Source organism: Apibacter sp. wkB309, from assembly GCF_002964915.1.
Taxonomy (GTDB): domain Bacteria; phylum Bacteroidota; class Bacteroidia; order Flavobacteriales; family Weeksellaceae; genus Apibacter.
On record NZ_PSZL01000002.1, the window covers coordinates 15944 to 35065 of the forward strand.

At 29.4% G+C, this 19122-nt stretch carries 14 protein-coding genes and 1 tRNA gene; 9 read left to right on the forward strand and 6 right to left on the reverse strand.

Annotated features, from left to right (window positions below):
• Positions 1 to 2: 2 nt before the first annotated feature.
• Positions 3 to 1013, reverse strand: a complete 1011-nt coding sequence (locus tag C4S75_RS01785; protein WP_105296615.1) for a sugar phosphate nucleotidyltransferase — start codon at positions 1011 to 1013, stop codon at positions 3 to 5.
• A gap of 50 nt (positions 1014 to 1063) precedes the next feature.
• On the reverse strand, positions 1064 to 1498 hold the full coding sequence (gene dut, locus C4S75_RS01790; protein ID WP_105296616.1) for a dUTP diphosphatase: 435 nt from the start codon (positions 1496 to 1498) through the stop codon (positions 1064 to 1066).
• Positions 1499 to 1716: 218 nt separating this feature from the next.
• Between dut and C4S75_RS01795 the strand changes: the two genes are divergently transcribed.
• From C4S75_RS01795 to C4S75_RS01825, 7 genes are all read left to right on the forward strand, one after another.
• Entirely contained in the window at positions 1717 to 3276 is a 1560-nt protein-coding gene (locus tag C4S75_RS01795; RefSeq protein ID WP_105296617.1) for a helicase HerA-like domain-containing protein, read from the forward strand.
• Positions 3277 to 3302: 26 nt separating this feature from the next.
• Positions 3303 to 4568 (forward strand): exonuclease domain-containing protein, encoded by a 1266-nt coding sequence (locus C4S75_RS01800; protein WP_105296618.1) that lies wholly within the window; start codon positions 3303 to 3305, stop codon positions 4566 to 4568.
• Between the two features lie 166 nt (positions 4569 to 4734).
• Complete coding sequence (gene hemH / locus C4S75_RS01805) at positions 4735 to 5751, forward strand: ferrochelatase (protein WP_105296619.1); 1017 nt, start codon at positions 4735 to 4737, stop codon at positions 5749 to 5751.
• Positions 5752 to 5822: 71 nt separating this feature from the next.
• Positions 5823 to 6698 carry a lysophospholipid acyltransferase family protein gene (locus tag C4S75_RS01810; RefSeq protein WP_158254197.1) on the forward strand — a complete coding sequence of 292 codons (876 nt, stop codon included), beginning with the start codon at positions 5823 to 5825 and terminating at the stop codon, positions 6696 to 6698.
• Entirely contained in the window at positions 6662 to 7678 is a 1017-nt protein-coding gene (locus tag C4S75_RS01815; protein ID WP_105296621.1) for a glycosyltransferase family 2 protein, read from the forward strand. Before C4S75_RS01810 ends, C4S75_RS01815 begins: the two co-directional genes overlap by 37 nt.
• A gap of 68 nt (positions 7679 to 7746) precedes the next feature.
• Positions 7747 to 8961: a diaminopimelate decarboxylase gene (gene lysA, locus C4S75_RS01820; protein ID WP_105296622.1), complete on the forward strand. Its 1215-nt coding sequence runs from the start codon at positions 7747 to 7749 to the stop codon at positions 8959 to 8961.
• A gap of 69 nt (positions 8962 to 9030) precedes the next feature.
• Positions 9031 to 9115, forward strand: a tRNA-Ser gene (locus C4S75_RS01825).
• Between the two features lie 612 nt (positions 9116 to 9727).
• Here the strand turns inward: C4S75_RS01825 and C4S75_RS01830 are convergent.
• From C4S75_RS01830 to C4S75_RS01845, 3 genes are all read right to left on the reverse strand, one after another.
• On the reverse strand, positions 9728 to 10093 hold the full coding sequence (locus C4S75_RS01830) for a hypothetical protein (RefSeq protein WP_105296623.1): 366 nt from the start codon (positions 10091 to 10093) through the stop codon (positions 9728 to 9730).
• A 1028-nt stretch (positions 10094 to 11121) separates the two neighbouring features.
• Positions 11122 to 12984, reverse strand: coding sequence for a hypothetical protein (locus C4S75_RS01840; RefSeq protein ID WP_105296625.1), 1863 nt, complete (start codon positions 12982 to 12984; stop codon positions 11122 to 11124).
• A 544-nt stretch (positions 12985 to 13528) separates the two neighbouring features.
• Positions 13529 to 14746 (reverse strand): DUF6051 family protein, encoded by a 1218-nt coding sequence (locus C4S75_RS01845; RefSeq protein WP_105296626.1) that lies wholly within the window; start codon positions 14744 to 14746, stop codon positions 13529 to 13531.
• 418 nt (positions 14747 to 15164) lie between these two features.
• Between C4S75_RS01845 and C4S75_RS01850 the strand changes: the two genes are divergently transcribed.
• Complete coding sequence (locus C4S75_RS01850) at positions 15165 to 16109, forward strand: 3-oxoacyl-ACP synthase III family protein (protein ID WP_105296627.1); 945 nt, start codon at positions 15165 to 15167, stop codon at positions 16107 to 16109.
• Positions 16110 to 16670: 561 nt separating this feature from the next.
• Here C4S75_RS01850 and C4S75_RS01855 read toward each other — a convergent pair.
• Positions 16671 to 17219, reverse strand: coding sequence for a hypothetical protein (locus C4S75_RS01855; protein WP_105296628.1), 549 nt, complete (start codon positions 17217 to 17219; stop codon positions 16671 to 16673).
• Positions 17220 to 17472: 253 nt separating this feature from the next.
• Here C4S75_RS01855 and C4S75_RS01860 point away from each other — a divergent pair, with 253 nt between their 5' ends.
• Positions 17473 to 18993 carry a lipopolysaccharide biosynthesis protein gene (locus C4S75_RS01860; RefSeq protein WP_105296629.1) on the forward strand — a complete coding sequence of 507 codons (1521 nt, stop codon included), beginning with the start codon at positions 17473 to 17475 and terminating at the stop codon, positions 18991 to 18993.
• Positions 18994 to 19122 lie beyond the last annotated feature (129 nt).

Below are 19122 nucleotides of genomic sequence, written 5' to 3' on the forward strand. Positions count from 1 at the left end.
TTTTATTTAGTTTCCAATACACTAAAGTCACCTAAGCTTAATGATCGAGAGACACCGATATACTTAGCAGAATTACCAATCATTGAATTGGTAAGATTTCCATGACTGATCTGAGTGTTTTCTTGTATCAACGAATTTTCTATATTACTTTTATTAATTTTAGTTCCATTGCCTAAAGAAACATTGGGACCTATTTTTGAGTTAATTATTTCTACATTTTCACCGATAAAACAGGGAGGAATAATTAAACTGTTTTCAATTTTAGCACTTTCAGGATATAAAGCTAATTCATCTTTTTCATAATTTAAAATTTTAGAATTAGTTTCTACCGTTACATCTTTGTTTCCACAATCCATCCAGTCATCTACTTTTCCAAGTGTAAATTTGGCACCTTTATCTCTTAAAATATCTAAAGCATTGGTCAGCTGATATTCATTAGCTACTTTAATATCGTTATCAATCAGATAATTTATTTCATTCATTAATTTATCTGCATCCTTGAAATAATAAATACCGATAATTGCTAAATCAGAGACAAACTCTTTCGGTTTTTCAACGATTCCTTTTATAATACCGTATTCATCTAATTTCACCACTCCAAAAGCACTCGGATCTTCCACTTTTTTAACCCATATAACTCCATCAGAATTTTTATCTAATTGAAAATCTGCTTTAAATAAAGTATCCGCAAATGCAATTATTATTGGGCCTTTCATACTTTCTTTCGCACAATGAATGGCATGTGCCGTTCCTAAGGGACATAATTGATGATATATAGTACCTTTAGCTCCTAATTTTTCAGCAATACCTATTAATTGATTTTCCGTTTCTTCTCCAAAATCGCCTATTATAAACGCTATTTCTTCTATTTTGTCATCCACTACTTTAGCGATGTCTTCAACTAATCTTTGAACGATGGGTTTTCCTGCAATAGGTATCAACGGTTTTGGAATAGTCAATGTATGCGGCCTTAACCTTGACCCTTTACCGGCCATTGGAACAATAATTCTCATAATTTATCTAATTAAAATGTTCTTAAAAAGTTTTTTTAGTATTATTAATTTTATTTGATTCCTGAACTTCCATATCCCCCTGTACCTCTCACCGTTTCACTCAGTTCTTCCACTTCTTCCCAAACTATTGTTTCATGTTTTGCTATCACTAATTGCGCTATCCTCTCTCCATCATTTATAGTAAAATCTTCTTTAGAAAGATTTACTAAAATTACTCCTAATTCACCTCTATAATCGGCATCTATAGTTCCCGGAGAATTGGGACAACCAATTCCGTGTTTAATGGCTAATCCACTTCTTGGACGGATTTGCCCTTCATATCCGGGAGGTATTTCAATATATAGTCCTGTAGGTATTATTTTTCTTTCCAAAGGCTTTAATAATACAGAAGCTTCCAAATTTGCTCTTAGATCCATTCCTGCGGAAAAGGCCGTTTTGTATTCGGGAAGCTCATGCTTTGATTTATTTATAACTTTAATTTTCATTATAATTATCCCTATTTTTATTACTTTACAAAATAATAATAAAATTCACAAATTACAAAAAATAACTTAAATTATCTAATTACTTATTTAAAGGATAGCCATTTTAAATTTACATATAAAAATGTAATATAATAATATACATTTAGCGAAGATATCCTCTTACATACTATTTAAAAATACTAACTTTACAACTTTATAATAATTATAATTTTCTTATAATGAAAGAAATGTTTATTAAAGACCTTACTTCTCGTTATAACTATAAGGGAGAAAAAATAATGCTTGGAAAAGCTATGTTAGATGGCCAAATAGTACCGGAAGTTGAAATATCGGTTCCTTTAAAAATGATAAACAGACACGGTTTAATTGCGGGTGCTACGGGTACCGGAAAAACCAAAACTCTTCAGGTATTGGCCGAGCAACTTTCCCTTAAAGGTGTTCCAACCTTATTAATGGATATCAAAGGTGATTTAAGTGGAATTGCAAAAGCCGGTGATCCTAATAACCCCAAAATACTGGAACGTTATAAAAAATTAGATTTATCTTACCATACACAAGGATTCCCGGTGGAATTATTAACTATTTCACAAGAAAAGGGAGTCAGACTCAGAGCTACGATTACTGAATTTGGACCTATTTTATTAAGTAAAATCCTTGAACTTAATGATGTTCAAACCAGTATCATGTCAATACTTTTTAAATATTGTGATGATAAGAAACTTCCCTTGCTTGATCTTGACGATTTGCGAAAAGTTTTACAATTTGTAACCGACAATGATCAAGGTAAATCGGAATTGGCTCAAAATTACGGTTCAATTGCTCCCAGCTCTTTAGGCTCAATTTTAAGAAAAATTGTTTCTTTGGAGCAACAAGGCGCCGGTCGTTTTTTTGGAGAACCCAGCTTTAATACAGACGATTTATTGGAAGTTAGAAACGGGTTGGGAGTTGTGAGTATTATTCGCTTAACAGATATTCAAAATCAACCCCAATTTTTTTCAACTTTTATGTTGAGCTTATTGTCTGAAATATATCAGACCTTTCCTGAGGTAGGTGATCTTGACAAACCTAAACTTGCCATTTTTATAGACGAGGCCCATCTTATATTTAATGAAGCTTCTAAAGCTTTACTTAATCAGATTGAAACTATGGTTAAGCTTATACGTTCCAAAGGGATTGGTTTATATTTCTGTACCCAGGTTCCGGGAGATGTTCCCGAAGGCGTTTTAAGTCAGTTAGGATTAAAGATACAACATGCTTTGCGAGGCTTTACCGCAAAGGACAAAAAAGAGATAAACAAAGCGATAGAAAATTATCCGACTTCTACATATTATAAGGCTAATGACCTGATACAACAATTAGGTATAGGAGAAGCATTTGTAACTTCATTAGATGAAAAAGGAATCCCTACACCTTTGGCAGATACATTCATGATTTCACCGAGTTCTCGTATGGATGTACTTACTTCCGATGAAATTGATGAGATTGTAAATAATTCAGATTTGGTTAAAAAATATGCGGAAGATATTAATAAAGAAAGTGCTTATGAAATTCTTAGTGAAAGAATGAATGCTGTTTCTGATAATAAAAATTCTACAACTACAGAAACTCAAACGAACAAAAAAGGAAATACAACTACTCAAAAATCCGAACCCTCTTTATTTGAAAAAATAATGAATTCACCATTTGTTAGAGATATTGGAAGAACATTTGTACGAGAAGGATCAAAAATGTTTTTCGGAGCTTTAGGGGTTAAAAAAAATACAAGAAGAAAAAACTAATTTTTGACGAGTATAGAATTTTTTATATGGACTATGCAATTTTAGATGTGGAAACCAGCGGTGGTAAATTTAATGAAGAAAGTTTAATTGAAATCGCCATATATAGATTCGATGGAGAAAAAATTACAGATTCTTTTAGCTCTTTAGTTAACCCTGAAAAGGAAATACATTTTTATGTTCAAAAGCTCACGGGCATTACGCAAAAAATGGTAAAAACTTCACCCAAATTTTATGAATTAGCAAAGCGAATTGTTGAAATCACGGATGATGCCATTCTTGTTGGACATAATATTAGTTTCGATTATCGTGTAATACGCAGTGAATTCTCTCGTTTAGGATATGATTATCAACGGCCCACCCTGGATACTATCACATTAAGCCGAAATCTAATTCCGGGTATGACCTCCTATTCTTTAGGTAAACTTTGTGATTCGCTGGGAATTCCTGTAAGCGATAGACATAGAGCTCATGGAGACGCTCGCGCTACCGTTAAATTGTTTCAGCTTTTATTAGCTAAAGATTTACATAAAAATATTATCGGCTCATCCATAAAGCATAGCAACTATCAATCTTTAAATAAAAAAATACTTTCTTTTTTAGAAAAGCTTCCCCTTGAAACCGGAGTTTTTTATTTTCATGATGAAAATGACAAAATTATATACATCGATAAAGGGTTAGATATTTCTACTAAAGCCAGACAGATTTTAACTTCAAAAAGTAAAAGGTCAAGAATTTTACAAGTTAAAACCAAGGAAATCAGCTTTGAGCTTACCGGAAATGAAATTATAGCGAACATAAAGGCTTTAAATGAAATTAAAATTAATCGCCCCACTTATAAGCCTACTAAAGTAAATTATACTACTATATTCGGTATTTTCTTTACGCCACCCACTTTAAGCATTGATTTTATAAATTTTAAAAATAAAAAACATGCTTTATTCACTTTTGAAACTTTAGATAAAGCTGAAGATGCATTACTTTCTTTACAAAAAAAAATAGACAGTGGTTTTAATATACTTTCAGAATTAAATTTTCAAACAGATACATATATTTTATTAACAGATAAGGGAAGAACATTCGGTGAAAAATCTTTTTTGTTTTTTGAAAACGGTCATTTTAAAGGATACGGTTTTTATTCACTGCACTCACAAATAAAAAATGTAGAACAGATAAAAAAAATTATGGTTCCATCCACCATAAATTCTGAAATTTTACTTCAAATACGTAATAAATTTTTCATTTCAAATAAGTTACAAAAAATTGTTATTTCAGAACCCAACCTTTTCAGTTAAATACAATTTAAACATCTTTTTAAAAGAAGTATGTCATTCTATTTTTCTATAAGGTGTGTATTACGAATTAATTAATTATTTTATAATATAATCAGTTCTTATTATGAGAAAAAGAAATTTATTACCAATAGATTCTTATTTTTGTAAATATATATACTAAAAAAAGATGAAAGGGATACTTTTGGTCAATCTGGGATCACCAAAAACTCCATCAGAACAAGATGTTCGAGTTTATTTGCGTGAGTTCCTAATGGACAAACGGGTAATTGATGCGCCGTGGTTAATTCGTAAATTCATTGTGGAATGCATGATCTTACCTAAAAGACCTAAAGAATCTGCTCATGCCTATCAAAATATTTGGTGGAAGGAAGGCTCTCCTTTAGTTGTAATTTCAAAAAGAATTACTCAACTATTGCAAAAAAAATTAAAACATCCTATCGCATTAGCGATGAGATATCAAGAACCCTCCATTCAAAATGGTCTGCTCGAATTAAAAAATCAAGGAGTTTCAGAAGTTTTGGTTATTCCATTATACCCTCAATATGCAATGAGCACAACTGAAACTGTAGTAGAAAAGACTAAAGAAGTTCAAAAAAAGTATTACCCGGATATATCAATAAGCTTTCTACCTCCTTTTTATAATGATGAAGAATATTTAAAGGTTTTAAGCAATTCTATAAAAAAACAGCTGCCCGAATCTTACGATTTGATTTTATTCAGTTATCACGGCCTTCCTGAACGTCATATTTACAAAACCGATCCGACTAAGCAATGTCGAATTGACGATACTTGTTGTTTTGAAAAAGGATTGGCATCTCATCCCTACTGCTACCGACATCAATGCTATTACGTTACCGAAAAAGTTCGCCAAAAATTAGGTTTAGATACATCTAAAATCAGGCAAACTTTTCAATCCAGATTAGGCAGAAATCCTTGGTTAAAACCTTATACTGATAAAACTTTGGAATCTCTTCCTTCTGAAGGGATATCTAAAATAGCGGTTGTGGCACCTGCTTTTGTATCTGATTGTCTTGAAACTTTGGAAGAACTTGCAATAACGGACAAAAAATTATTTATGGATTGCGGAGGCAAAGAATTTCATTATATAAAATGCCTGAATGAAGATGAGAATTGGATAAACTGGTTACAAGAAAAAATTAATACTTATTTATATCAATCTTAGTTAATGGTTTATCCAACAGAAAATTTAAATTATAAAATTCTTTATTACTTTTGTTTTAATATTCAATTGTTTTGAAAAGGTTAATAAAGAATATATTACTTCAGATATCCAAAGTATCTTTTCCCGTTCTATATGGTATCTCAACTTTTTTGTATTTTATTATATATTATATCATTGGTTATAGAAAAAAAATTGTCAGAAATAATCTCTTAATTGCTTTTCCTGATAAAACCAAGGAGGAAAGATTGAAAATTCAAAAACAGTTTTACAGAAATTTTATGGATTTTATGGTTGAACTGATTAAAACATTTTCGATGAAGGAGAAAGATTATGATGAGAGAATCAAATTTGTAAATTTGGAAGTTTCTCAACAATGCCACGAAGAAAAAAAAGATATTATTATGCTTATTGGACATATGTTCAATTGGGAATGGTTAACAGGAATTTCCATGGATTTAAGTCAGAAGCATTCGTATGCCGTATATAAAAAAGTGGCAAATAATTTTTTTGATCAGGAAGTACATGAATCTCGCGCCAGATTTGGAACTATTCCTCTTTCAGTTAAAGAGGTGGTAAGATCTATGATTAAATTGCCTAATGACGGTTCTCATGTATTTTTGTTTGTTGCGGATCAAAGCCCATTTAAAAGTAGAATTCATTATGAATTAAATTTTTTTAATCGAATAACTCCCGCTTTTAATGGATATGATAAAATTGCTCGAAAAAAAGATTATGCGATTGTGTATGTTGATATGGTTAAGGTGAAAAGAGGAAAATATGAAGCTCATTTGAAACGTATTCTTCCTGATGGCGACCAATTCAGGGAAAACGAAATTGTCGAAAAATTTTACTCTGAATTAGAACAAAATATAAAATCCAATCCAAGTCTTTGGCTTTGGTCTCATAAAAGATGGAAATACACAAGCGGAATAGACTATCAACTTTAGCAATTGCTATACTTAACTATAACGGAATTGGCTGGTTTGAGAAATTTTTACAAAAGGTAATCGATTACAGTCCGGGCTCATCTATATATGTAATTGATAATGCCTCAACGGATGATTCTATATATTACTTGCAAAAAAATTTTCCGTCGGTAAAAATCATACAAAACGATAAAAATTATGGTTATGCGGGTGGTTATAATGAAGGTTTAAAATTTATTTCGGAAGATATTTATTGTTTATTAAATTCTGATGTGCAAGTTACTGAAAACTGGACAGTACCCATTTTAAAATTATTTCAAGACAATTCGAATATTTCAGCTATTCAGCCTAAAATTAGAAGTTACAAGGAAAAAGATCATTTTGAATTTGCAGGAGCTGCAGGTGGTTTTATAGATAATTTAGGTTATCTGTTTTGTCGCGGAAGAGTTTTTTTCAGTCTTGAAAAAGATACAGGACAGTACAATGACAACTGCGAAATATTTTGGGCAACCGGAGCTTGTTTATTTATAAGAAGGGAGGATTTTTGGGAAAATGAAGGATTCGATTCCGATTTTTTTGCTCATATGGAAGAGATTGATCTTTGCTGGAGATTAAAAAATAAAGGTAAAATTATTTATTATTGTTCAGAGTCTATGGTATATCATGTGGGTGGTGGCACTTTGGATGTTTACAATCCTGAAAAGACTTATCTTAATTTCAGGAATAATCTTTTGATGCTTATTAAGAATTTACCGTCCGATCAAGTGGTATGGATTATTTTATTCCGGTTGTTATTAGATGGATTGGCCGGAATTAGATTTCTTTTTTCAAATGGTTGGAAACATTGTTGGGCCATCGTTCGGGCTCATTTTGCTGTTTATCGAATGTTGCCTAAATTTTTAAAAAAACGTAAAGCCGGAATTAAAAATTATTATAACAAAAAATACATTATATTTCAATACTTTGTTGAAAAAAGGAATACGTACACGCGCTTAAAATAAATTCTTATTAATTTATTTAGCTATCTACTTTTTTATAACTTTACAAACTGTTTATTATTTATAAAACTATGGAATTAGCAAGAATACAACAACTTGAAAATTTAGCCAAAGAATTTGGCGCTCCTCTTTATGTTTATGATGCCGATATAATTAAAAATCAATATAACAGACTAGTTAAAGCATTTAAAAGCGTTAAAAAAGTTAAGTTAAATTATGCGTGTAAAGCTAATACCAATCTTAATATTTTAAAATTTATAAAAAGCATTGGTTCCGGATTGGACACTGTATCCATACAAGAAGTTCAGTTAGGTTTAAGAGCCGGATTCGAACCAAAAGAAATTATTTACACTCCCAACGGGGTTTCTTTTCAAGAGATTAAACAAGCCGTTCAATTAGGCGTTCGTATCAATATTGATAATCTTTCAATTTTAGAAACTTTTGGTCACGAAATAAAAAATTATCCTGTTTGCATTCGAATTAATCCTCACATTATGGCAGGTGGCAACACTAAAATTTCAACCGGCCATATTGATTCTAAATTTGGAATTTCCATTCATCAGCTTCCTCATGTTTTGCGAATCGTAAATAATACGGGAATCAAAGTGGAAGGAGTACACATGCACACAGGTTCCGATATTCTTGATGTGGAAGTTTTTCTTAAAGGAGCTGAAATACTTTTTAATGTTGCTAAGGAATTTCATGATCTAGATTATATTGATTTCGGAAGCGGATTTAAAGTTGCTTATAAGGAAGGAGATCATGAAACCGATATTAATTATTTGGGTAAGAAATTGGGAGAGCGTTTTAATGAGTTTCAAAAAACGTATCCTCATGAATTGACCCTTATGTTTGAGCCGGGTAAATTTTTAGTTAGTCAATCCGGATTTTTTATTGTTTCAGTAAATGTAATCAAACAAACTACTTCAACTGTTTTTGCTGAAGTTGACAGCGGGTTTAATCATTTGATACGCCCTATGTTTTATAATGCTCATCATACCATTACTAATCTTTCCAATCCTGAAGGAAGACACCGATTCTATACTGTGGTAGGCTATATTTGTGAAACCGATACTTTTGGAACAAATCGAAAGATAAACGAAATACACGAAGGTGATTTGCTTTGTTTCCAAAATGCAGGTGCTTATTGTTTCTCCATGTCTTCCAATTATAACTCAAGATTGAAACCTGCTGAGGTTTTATTATTAAACGGTAAACCTCACTTAATCAGACGAAGAGAAAATTTAGACGATTTATTAACTACTACAGAGGAAATTTCTATTTAAAAAATTTGGAAAAAGAAAAAAGGTTTGTATATTTGCAACCGTTAAAAATAACCTACCTATAAGGTAGCCGGAGAGATGGCAGAGTGGTCGATTGCGGCGGTCTTGAAAACCGTTGACTGTAACAGGTCCGGGGGTTCGAATCCCTCTCTCTCCGCTAACAAACCCGCTTATATAGTGGGTTTTCTTGTTTTTACGCGGTTTATAGCTCTTTTTTACGTTTTTTTACCTGTGCCATATTCTGTCATATTCTGCCAATTTTTTGTTACACTTTTTTAAATTTGTAACAAAAATTTTGTTACTTTTTGAATAATGGAATAGCTTAACTCACAATAGGTACAAAATAAGAGCATTTACAGAATTATATTTTCCTTTAAAAGCGCTAAAAACTGTTGCTATCCATTTATTAACACTATTAAAGTCAGTCATAAATCCTTAAATATATTAAGCCTGATGCTAGTGAGATTTTCAACCAAAAGTATATTATTATCTAAATTTTAAGGGTTTATTTTACAATAAAATATATTTTTAAATAAATTACTTAATTGTATAAGATTATCCCATATTAAAACAATCGTTACATTAATTTTAAATGAAATTAAAAATATTTACTATTGATATGCTTATTTATGATATTTCTTATTTATTTTCTTATTCAACAGTAGTCTTTTACATGTAAAACCTATTACAATAACTAATAGTGATATAATTATTCCATAATTTGAGAATACATATTGTATATATTCCCCTCGTTGTGAATTAATCTGTTTTACTTTAGTTTCTTTAATTGGTTTACTTCTTTCGACATATGCATAATCTGCCTCATAAATTTGATCAGCGGAGTTATCCGGATCATTGGGTTGATAACTTTCTTTGGATTTATTTTTTTTCTTTTCAAATAATCTTTTAGCCCGGTAGCAGCAGCAAAGGCATCGTAATCAATTCCTGCTTTTTTACCCCCAATATATTTATAAACACGTTTATTATACTCAAGATCAGTTGAGATTTCTTTCCTAAATCTTTTTAAATCATAACCTTTTTGCGGACCATTTAAATAAATGTATAAATCGAATATATATTTATCATTCAATTTATTTTCTTTGAATTGATAATTATTTAGTTTAAAAAATCTCAATACATTTATATCTAAACATATTTAATTCAAATTTTAAAATATAAAAATATTGAGATTTAAAATCAAATACCTTTTTATAAATTTAGATTTGGAAATATCACAATAAAAATTTTCTTATTAATTGATTGATTTCTTATTTTTCCAATGTAAATATCTTAACGGTGTGACCAACAATAATAGCTTCCTTGTTGTGCACAATTTCGGCATTGGTACCCGTCTTTTTTTATTTTAATACATTGTCCGTACTGGCAATTTCTTTCTTGTGATACCTTTTCTGAATTTGTAAATGAAGCTAGAAAGCTCACAGCTGTTAAAGTAAAAGATGTGATAATTAATAATTTTTTCATGGTTATAATCATTTAATGACTTCAAACTCAAAAGTCAAATTTTTTATTAAAAATAAGCTGTAAGTTTGTAGTCTCTTAATTGTAATCTGACATAACCTTAAATAAATGAACAAGTATTTTCCCCTGTTATATTTGCCATCGTTTCTACTTAATACATATTTATCTAAATTTGGTAGAATTCAGATAACAAAAAGAAAGCTAACAGCTTAATTTAACTTATAAACTTACTCAAAAGTACAAATAAAATAAAATGTGTAATTATAATTATTTTTAATTAACTGAATAAATAAATAATTAATTATTATTATCAAGTGTAATTTATCAATAAATAAATATAAATATTGATCTAATATATGTTAAAATTATTGATATCACACATTATCGCACGATTATTAGTGAACATCTATTGAGACATCAGATGTGATTAAAAAATACTCTTAAAATTGTTGAAATTGTAAACTTAGAATTAAAAGTAAAAGCACCCTAAAGAGTAATTATCTAATTTATGAATTATATTTATTTTCTTTTAAATCAGAATTTCTTTCTAAATTTTAATTTTTTAATAAGCTTAAATACATAAAACTAATACAATAATTCATTAACCTTTTACTAAAAACATTATTTTTAGTTAATCAAACAGAAACTTAAAAAACTATAATGTTTTACATAGTTTCAAACGATTTATTCTTTTGAATGAGAATTAATCCCGTTGGTTTGAGCTTTTTCTATAGCCCAAGCAATAGCATTTGCGGTAAAGATTGAATTATATATAGTATGAATAGGTCCCCCTATATTAACATTTCCATAATTAGGCTTGGGAATAGGATAATAAGGATATGTATTATCGTTAATTGTAACTTTATCTATTAACATAGGATATTTATAAGAACTTGCATCATTTCCATTCATTTTATTGGGATAATTAGTAAGTGACGAATTAAATCCCCCATCTCCAACAAAGATTAAATTATATTTTTTATGTTTAAATGCAGAAATTCTTCCATCTTCAGTTCCTGAAAATATTTCAAGATCTTCTATAGGCAATGATTCTAAAACCACTGTTTGACTAGCATCGTCTCCCCATTTTTTTCCTCGTATGTCTCCAAAAGGACCATTTAAAACAGGACTATCCGCATCTGTAAAATCCCATACAATACCATTTCCTTTTTGATCAAGATACAATGAGCCTTTGATTGGTAAATCAGGATATAAGGCTTTAAAAAAACGTTCTACACGACCTTGATCTTCCATAAAAAGAAGCATAATCCCTTTTCTTTTAAGATACTCTACAAAAATTGAAGCTGTTTTGGGCGTGATTTCAGATGTTTGCCCGGTAATAACTATATCCGGTGGATTATCCCCCAGCAACAAATCTTCTAACTCTGTTTCTTTGGGATAATCTAATATATTTTTATTATCAATCCATCCTTTAAATTTAACTATACTGTTGGGTGAAGGTCCAAAATTTTCGGAACTATTTACCATTAAAGATAAATTACCACCATATGGACCTGTTGACAAAGCATTATAAACTCCCGCACCGGTAGCATATAATTTCACATAATCATAATAATAAGTCATGGGTACCGATGCTGAACATGTGGTTGATAATTCACTGTTAGAATATATAGTTAACTCTTTGGGTGAATAACCTTCCGGAATTCCATATCCTTGCAGCTTTACCTTTTGTGTTATTATATTATTATTGTTCTGCTGTTCATCTCCTTCTAATGTTAAATTTTCGGTCTTAAAACCAATACCATCGACAATATTTGTATATAAAGATAATGGAGCTCCAATGTTAATCCGATTAAAACTTATGGTTGCTTCAATATAATTTTTTGGAGATAATTGTGATCCACTTGTATAAGTTCCCTTTACGGATATAGAAGAACAATCTAAACTATATGCCGATTTCATTACCCGCTGTTTTACAATGACATTAAATTTACATGAATTACCTTCATTTATTTCCTGAGTTGTTAAAATAAATTCATCTCCTGAATTATTTTCAGGAGTAAAATCTATAGGAGTACCATATCCCGGAATTTCAATTGTGTAAGTTCCTATGGAAAGAAATTCTCCTGATTTTGAAAAAAAATACCTGTTATCCGGAGAAGAAACAGCATTAATTGTATAGGGCCCCGGTTTAGTAACATGTACCGTTACAGCGATTTTATTTTCCGAGGTAAGAGCTTCATCATTAACATAATTCCCTAATACTTTAATAGTGGAACAATCTATGCTGAAATCAGCATTTAACTTATTACCGCAAATACTTATCCATCTCGCTTCGATCTTATTCCAATAATTAAAGCAGTTTTCAGTAGTATTAAATATCAACAAACCATTTTTGCTAACAGCGGTTTCAATAGAATCTCTTTGTTTCTGACTTAGTCTTGGTATTAAAATTCCCTTGTTATTTTTAGGGGAAGAGATATCTAACATCGTTTGGGGATCCGGAAATTCATTTCCAATTCCTACTTGCGCATTAAGTGTGTAAATAAATAATAAGAAAATAATCAAATAGTTAGGCTTGCTCATAATCAAATTTTAGTAGTTATAGTATTATTATTAATTGTATTTTTTAAAATTATAAAATTTTTTACAATTAATTAGCCTTTTATACCTAAAATTTTGAAGATTTCTTAAAATTCTTATATAAAAATTATAAATTAATAATTAGGTTCGTAAAAATTTTACCCTTTACTTCTTGATAGCTAAAACGTTAAATATTTAAATAAGAACTATAAAATAATTTGTGCAATTAAAATTTATAAAGAACAAACATGCGTAATTATAAATCAATAGACTATTATTGGTTATTTAAAATCGATGAATTTTTAAATATACTCTGTATACCTATTATATTTAGTAAGAAAATTTTAAAAACTTACCATCTATTGATTCCAATTTGCAGAATATATTGTGTTTTTTTTAAGTATTATATGATTTAATATAAAAAATTCTAATTCTAATTCAGTATACATCAAGCTAAACCCGGATAAACTACTACTAAATTTGAAATAGTTTGTATTTTTTATACCAAGTAAATAGGATATTTTTAAATAGATGGTAGAACAATAATTTATTTTTCCATTAAGAAATTACAAATTTTATCAAATGTATAGGTAAAACATTCATTAACTTCATCTGAGATTTCTTTTCCACAAGGAAATGGATCTTCGTGAATATAGGTGTATGGATAATCCATTAATTCAATTTTTACCGGAATATCTCTTGCCGTTCCTTGTAATGTATTCATAATTTCGTAGAAGGGGATCACTTCATCTTTAGCCAAAGTAATTACATAAAATTGATCACTGATTTTTCTAAATGTTTCTTCCCTTTCTTTAATTAGGTTTTTATAACAAAGCATACTCCTGAAATTAGGCCCCTCCGGTTCAGTATACATATAGTGTCGAAGAATCTCGTCTCTTTTCATATGACTTTCCATATGTTCAACAATAAAGGAATATAACCCAACTCCGGCTTCACTATCCAAAATAAATTTGGAGACGGGTGTTAATCGGTTAAATACGGCACCTCCACAAAAAATGGCACATTTGGTATCTGAAAAATAACCATTTCTGTTGCTCATTTTTAAAACTTCAGCTAAAAAAGCACCAATGGAATAAGCAAAAAAGTCAATTTTAGCATCTTTATCAATTGCCGGATGTAGATCTTCTTTAATATCTTCAACAAAATCTATAACATCATAATAGGATTGTAAACCCGACCAAATAAACCTTTGAGGTTTATTATTTATACGTGTACTTATTGCTACATTTGAAAGGCTGGAACATATAAGTATGGGAATTCTTTTTTTTCGTTCCTCACTTACCCGATACATTTCTCTGGAATTACTCCACAACAAGGGAGCCCTATTCATATGAAATGCCATTGGAAATAAAACAATAGCTTTTCCGGTTTTTTCTGCTAAATAGGTTGCCCAGGGTAAATACTTACTCCAATACTTTTCATTAAACCCATGAAATAGAATAATTATTTCTTTTGCCTTTTTTTCTTTTTTAGGCATTATTATATGATAACGAAATTCAATATTCTCGGATATATCTGCGTCTTTTTTATTAAGCATCTTTTGTATGACATCCGGATCAAGATCGTTAATTGGATTACTTAAGAACTCATAATCATCATTATTACCTAAACCACCTGGAAGTATAAATCGATAATTTGATTTAAATGAAAAGTTTCTAATAACCAAATTCTCGTCTATTTCAATTTCATCCGCTGTATAATTTTCAATTTTCTTTAAATAATTAAACAAGTCTAAATATTTCATTTATATGTTAAAATTTGTAGTTAGGTATTGACTCACAAATAATTATACTATTATTAGGTATTTTAGGCTACAATTATAATAATTTTTCTGAATATATATAGGATATAAACCTATATTTTTTCGCAATTATAAAGATAATTTAATCTAATTATTAAAAAAAATATTCGCAGATGATTCAATATTTTCTTAAAAACAAAAAATACATTATAAATATAAATTTAGCCAATTAGTTAAATTATAATCATTTTTTTTAAATTAATTTTACAAATAATTAGCAATGGCATAAAATTTGATGTTAAATTACCCTTAATAATATGTTAATATATGCGTTCTTTTAATAAAACTCAGCTAAATAAATTAAAAAATAACTTATTAGAAGACTATATTTGCAAAAATTTTAATAATTAAATATTTTAAAATGTTTATAAATTCTAAAGGATGTTATATACCTACTAAGAGAGTTACTAATAGTTATTTTGCAAAACTTAATGATTTATCCGAAGATTGGTATTTTAAGAGGACCGGGATTTTGACCCGAGCCAGAGCTTCAGAAGAAGAAACTATAGACTACATGAGCATTAAAGCCGTTGAAGATGCTGTTAAAAATTTGCCTTACGACATTAGCGAAGTAGATTTAATTGTATTTGCTTCTTATACACCCAATGATACGGTGGGTACTACAGCTCATATTATTCAAAAAGAGTTTAACATCAACAATGCCAAAGCTTTTTATGTATCTTCTGCTTGTTCTTCTGCCATCAATGGTATGGAAATTATTAATTCTTTTTTTAAAAGCAAAATATCTTCAAAAGCATTATTAATAAGTGCTGATAGAAACTCCAGCTATTCAGATGACAAAGACATTCAATCCGGACATTTATGGGGGGATGCTGCCGTTGCTCTATTTTTTTCCTCAGAACCTATGCGTCCAAATGAAGCTGAAGTTTTAGATATTAATACACTTGGTCTTGGTAATATAGGCTATGGACCTAAAGCGGTTACTATGGAGCCTAAAAATGGTTTGCATATGCCTTATGGTAAAGATGTATTTACTCAAGCGTGTATATATTTAACAAAGTTAACAGATGCTATAATCAAGAAAAATGGTTATACGATATCTGATCTAACTTATTTTATCGGTCATCAAGCAAATAAAAGAATTTTAAATAATGTTTGTCATGAATTAGGATTAGCTGAAAATAAATCGCTTACAAATGTAGAAGAATTAGGCAATACAGGGTGTGCAAGTGCCCCTTTGGTTTTTGCTCAGAATTATGATATTTTTAAAGAAGGTGATCTTGTATGTCTTTCCGTTTTTGGAGGCGGCTATTCTTGCGGTACATGCTTAATTAAATTTAATTAAAAACTAACTGATATTAATTTTTAAGTTCTTACCATTTCAAATTTCATTGCTATAAGAATCATAAAATTTTAATATCTTGTTTATTCAGAATGTATTATAATACATTCTTAAAATTTTATTTTGCTAATTTTTAACTATACAAAATGTAAACTATTGTATAGCCGGGTATTGTTTTTTATAATTTTAAAGTGTTGTTCTTAATTAATAATATAGCTCTATGAATTCTATTAAGAAATAATTTTAAAACACATATCTATATAAACCATAATGTAGTGTGTAAATCGTTTCAGTAATTTTTAGTAATTAAGATTAAAGATTTACAAGACTTATAGAGATCTTTTATAGATTTTAAATAATTATCTTTTGTTAACTACTTCATAAGTATGATTAATTAATCGTATGTATACTTTTATAAAAGACATTAACATTTATATGTGTATTTTCAATTAAGATAGTATACTAATTTTGATAAATATTAATATTAAACAAAATCTTTATTGAACGATAATGCAAATATTTATTTTTAATAAAATTCTATAAAGCTAGTATAAATATTAATTTTTACTGTTTGAATCTTGTAAATGCCTCACAAATTACTTGATGAATCAAAGGCATATACTCATCCATATGAGAAATGGCATGTATATCATCCAATTCCAACACCTTTAAAAATTCACCAAATACTTTTTTATAATATTCCGGATAAAGAACTTCATCATTTTTAGAGATAATAAGGTGTATATTTTTGTTTAAAATATTTTCAGAAGTAGCAGAAAATATTTTTTCTTTCATTTCGGGAGGTATGCGTTTTTGATCTTTGATTTGTTCCGAAGAAAAAACAGGATTGGTCATAACATAATGAATATCTTTAAAGAAATTTACAAAATTCCAAGCAAGATTTGCCCCCATACTGTCTGCCATAATAATTTTATCCCCTTTATCCTCTTCGAAAATTTTTCCTTTTTCTTCTAAAAATTTGGGAATATCCATAAATTCATCCCATTCCCAATATATAAGACTAAATTCTTTACTATTGCGATAAAAATTTTGTAAGCAATTGAATTTTTTTCCTGAAGTTTGATATCCGTGAAGAAAATATATTTTTTTCATTTGTAATTTTAGCTTGTCTAGTAGCTATTTAGATAATTATATTTATATAGATCAGTGCAATATCATTTACAAGCTTAATAATCTTATAAACTTCTCTATTAGTTCATTATAAATTTCATTAAGCTTTTACCCTATTTAAAAATTGACACCTGTAAACCTAATCAAATTTATTAAATTTGTCAATAATATAAAATTAAAAATTATATTATAACATTTATCGTAACCGAAACAGAAATTATCTAAAAAGAACTCATTGTATAAGAAGTTATTTAGTCAGACATTAGTATATGGATTAAGCAATGTTTTAGTCCGGGTATTTCCATTTATACTTACTCCAATGTTAGTACGAGCTTTTGGTCCGTCTAAATATTCAATATATGCTGATTTTTACTCAGCTGCGGGGATACTTTCTGTTTTACTAACCCATGGAATGGAAACTACTTTCTTTCGTTTTTTTCAAAAATTTAAAGACCACGAAAAAAGACAAAATGCAGTTTATTTTACTTCATTCACATCTGTTTGCATTGTTTCTCTTTTATTCTTAGTGTTTGGCATACTTGCCAGACACCCGTTAGCCTCAGCATTTAAACATCCTGATGAGGTAATTTTTTTGGTATGGTTTCTATTTATTCTTGCTGCCGATGCTATTTCAGCCGTTCCCTTTGCAAAACTCAGAATTCAAAACAGATCCTTATATTTTGCTTCTTTAAAAATACTGAATTCAGTTACCATGTTCTTTTCCACAATTATATTAATATTTTGGATTCCTAAACAAATTGAAAATGATGGAATTGGTGCTGGTTTTTTTAGTAAGATTTACAATTTTAATTACGGAATAGGCTATGCTTTTGCTGCAAACTTATTTGCAAGTATTATTACATTCTTTGCTTTAATTCCCACGATGCTTGATGGTAAATATGCTTTTGAATTTTCTTTATGGAAAAAGATGTTAAAATATGCATGGCCAATTACCATTGCCGGTCTAGCCGGAATTATTAATGAAACCATGGATCGACAATTTATTAAATATCTCCTTCCGGAAGGCATTGCCGAAGTTCAAATGGGTATTTACAGCGCTGTATACAAAATTGCTACTTTTATAACGTTGTTTAAGACTGCTTACCTGTTGGGTGTTGAGCCTTTCTTTTTTTCTCACGCTGACGACAAAAATTCAGGAAAAACGTATGCTACTTTAATGAAGTATTATGCTATATTTAGTGCCTTCATTTTATTATTTTTAGTAGCCAACTTAGATTGGATCGGTCGTCTTTATATTAGAAACACCGACTACTGGAGCGGCTTCCAGGTTGTACCTGTTTTATTAATAGGGTCTACGTTTCTGGGAATATATCTCAATTTATCCATATGGTATAAATTATCAGACAATACTCATTATGGTGCTATTATATCAGGAATTGGCGCATTCATAACTGTTGTTTTAAATTTTATTGGATTGAAATATACAGATCTTGGCTATTGGGCGTGTGCAATTGCAACTTTTGTATCATACTTAACCATGATGCTTATATCCTATTTTTGGGGACAAAAAGAGTATCCTATACCCTACAATTACCGAAAACTGATTTTTTATATAGGCGGAAGTTCATTGTTAAGCTTTATTGCCTATTATTGCAGCAATCGCATGGCCGTGAGAATTGGGGTTGGTAATATTTTATTTTTTATTTTCTTATACCTGACTTTAAAAATTGAATATAAGGATGTACAAATTTTTAGAAAAAAACTCGTACAACTGAAAAAACACAAAAAGAACTAATTTTCAGTTGTTTTTACTGTATTCAATTTATTCCTTTTTATTATTATAGATATCATCGTTATCAAATATTCATCATTCTATAGCCCTACTATCTCTTACATATAACCAAGAACAACCTTGATTGTTAAT

Coding starts and splice junctions, on each gene's coding strand:
- hemH (WP_105296619.1), top strand. CDS start 4,735: ATGAAAGGGATACTTTTGGTCAATCTGGGATCACCAAAAACTCCATCA.
- lysA (WP_105296622.1), top strand. CDS start 7,747: ATGGAATTAGCAAGAATACAACAACTTGAAAATTTAGCCAAAGAATTT.
- dut (WP_105296616.1), bottom strand. CDS start 1,498: ATGAAAATTAAAGTTATAAATAAATCAAAGCATGAGCTTCCCGAATAC.
- C4S75_RS01845 (WP_105296626.1), bottom strand. CDS start 14,746: ATGAAATATTTAGACTTGTTTAATTATTTAAAGAAAATTGAAAATTAT.
- C4S75_RS01855 (WP_105296628.1), bottom strand. CDS start 17,219: ATGAAAAAAATATATTTTCTTCACGGATATCAAACTTCAGGAAAAAAA.
- C4S75_RS01795 (WP_105296617.1), top strand. CDS start 1,717: ATGAAAGAAATGTTTATTAAAGACCTTACTTCTCGTTATAACTATAAG.
- C4S75_RS01815 (WP_105296621.1), top strand. CDS start 6,662: ATGGAAATACACAAGCGGAATAGACTATCAACTTTAGCAATTGCTATA.
- C4S75_RS01785 (WP_105296615.1), bottom strand. CDS start 1,013: ATGAGAATTATTGTTCCAATGGCCGGTAAAGGGTCAAGGTTAAGGCCG.
- C4S75_RS01850 (WP_105296627.1), top strand. CDS start 15,165: ATGTTTATAAATTCTAAAGGATGTTATATACCTACTAAGAGAGTTACT.
- C4S75_RS01840 (WP_105296625.1), bottom strand. CDS start 12,984: ATGAGCAAGCCTAACTATTTGATTATTTTCTTATTATTTATTTACACA.
- C4S75_RS01800 (WP_105296618.1), top strand. CDS start 3,303: ATGGACTATGCAATTTTAGATGTGGAAACCAGCGGTGGTAAATTTAAT.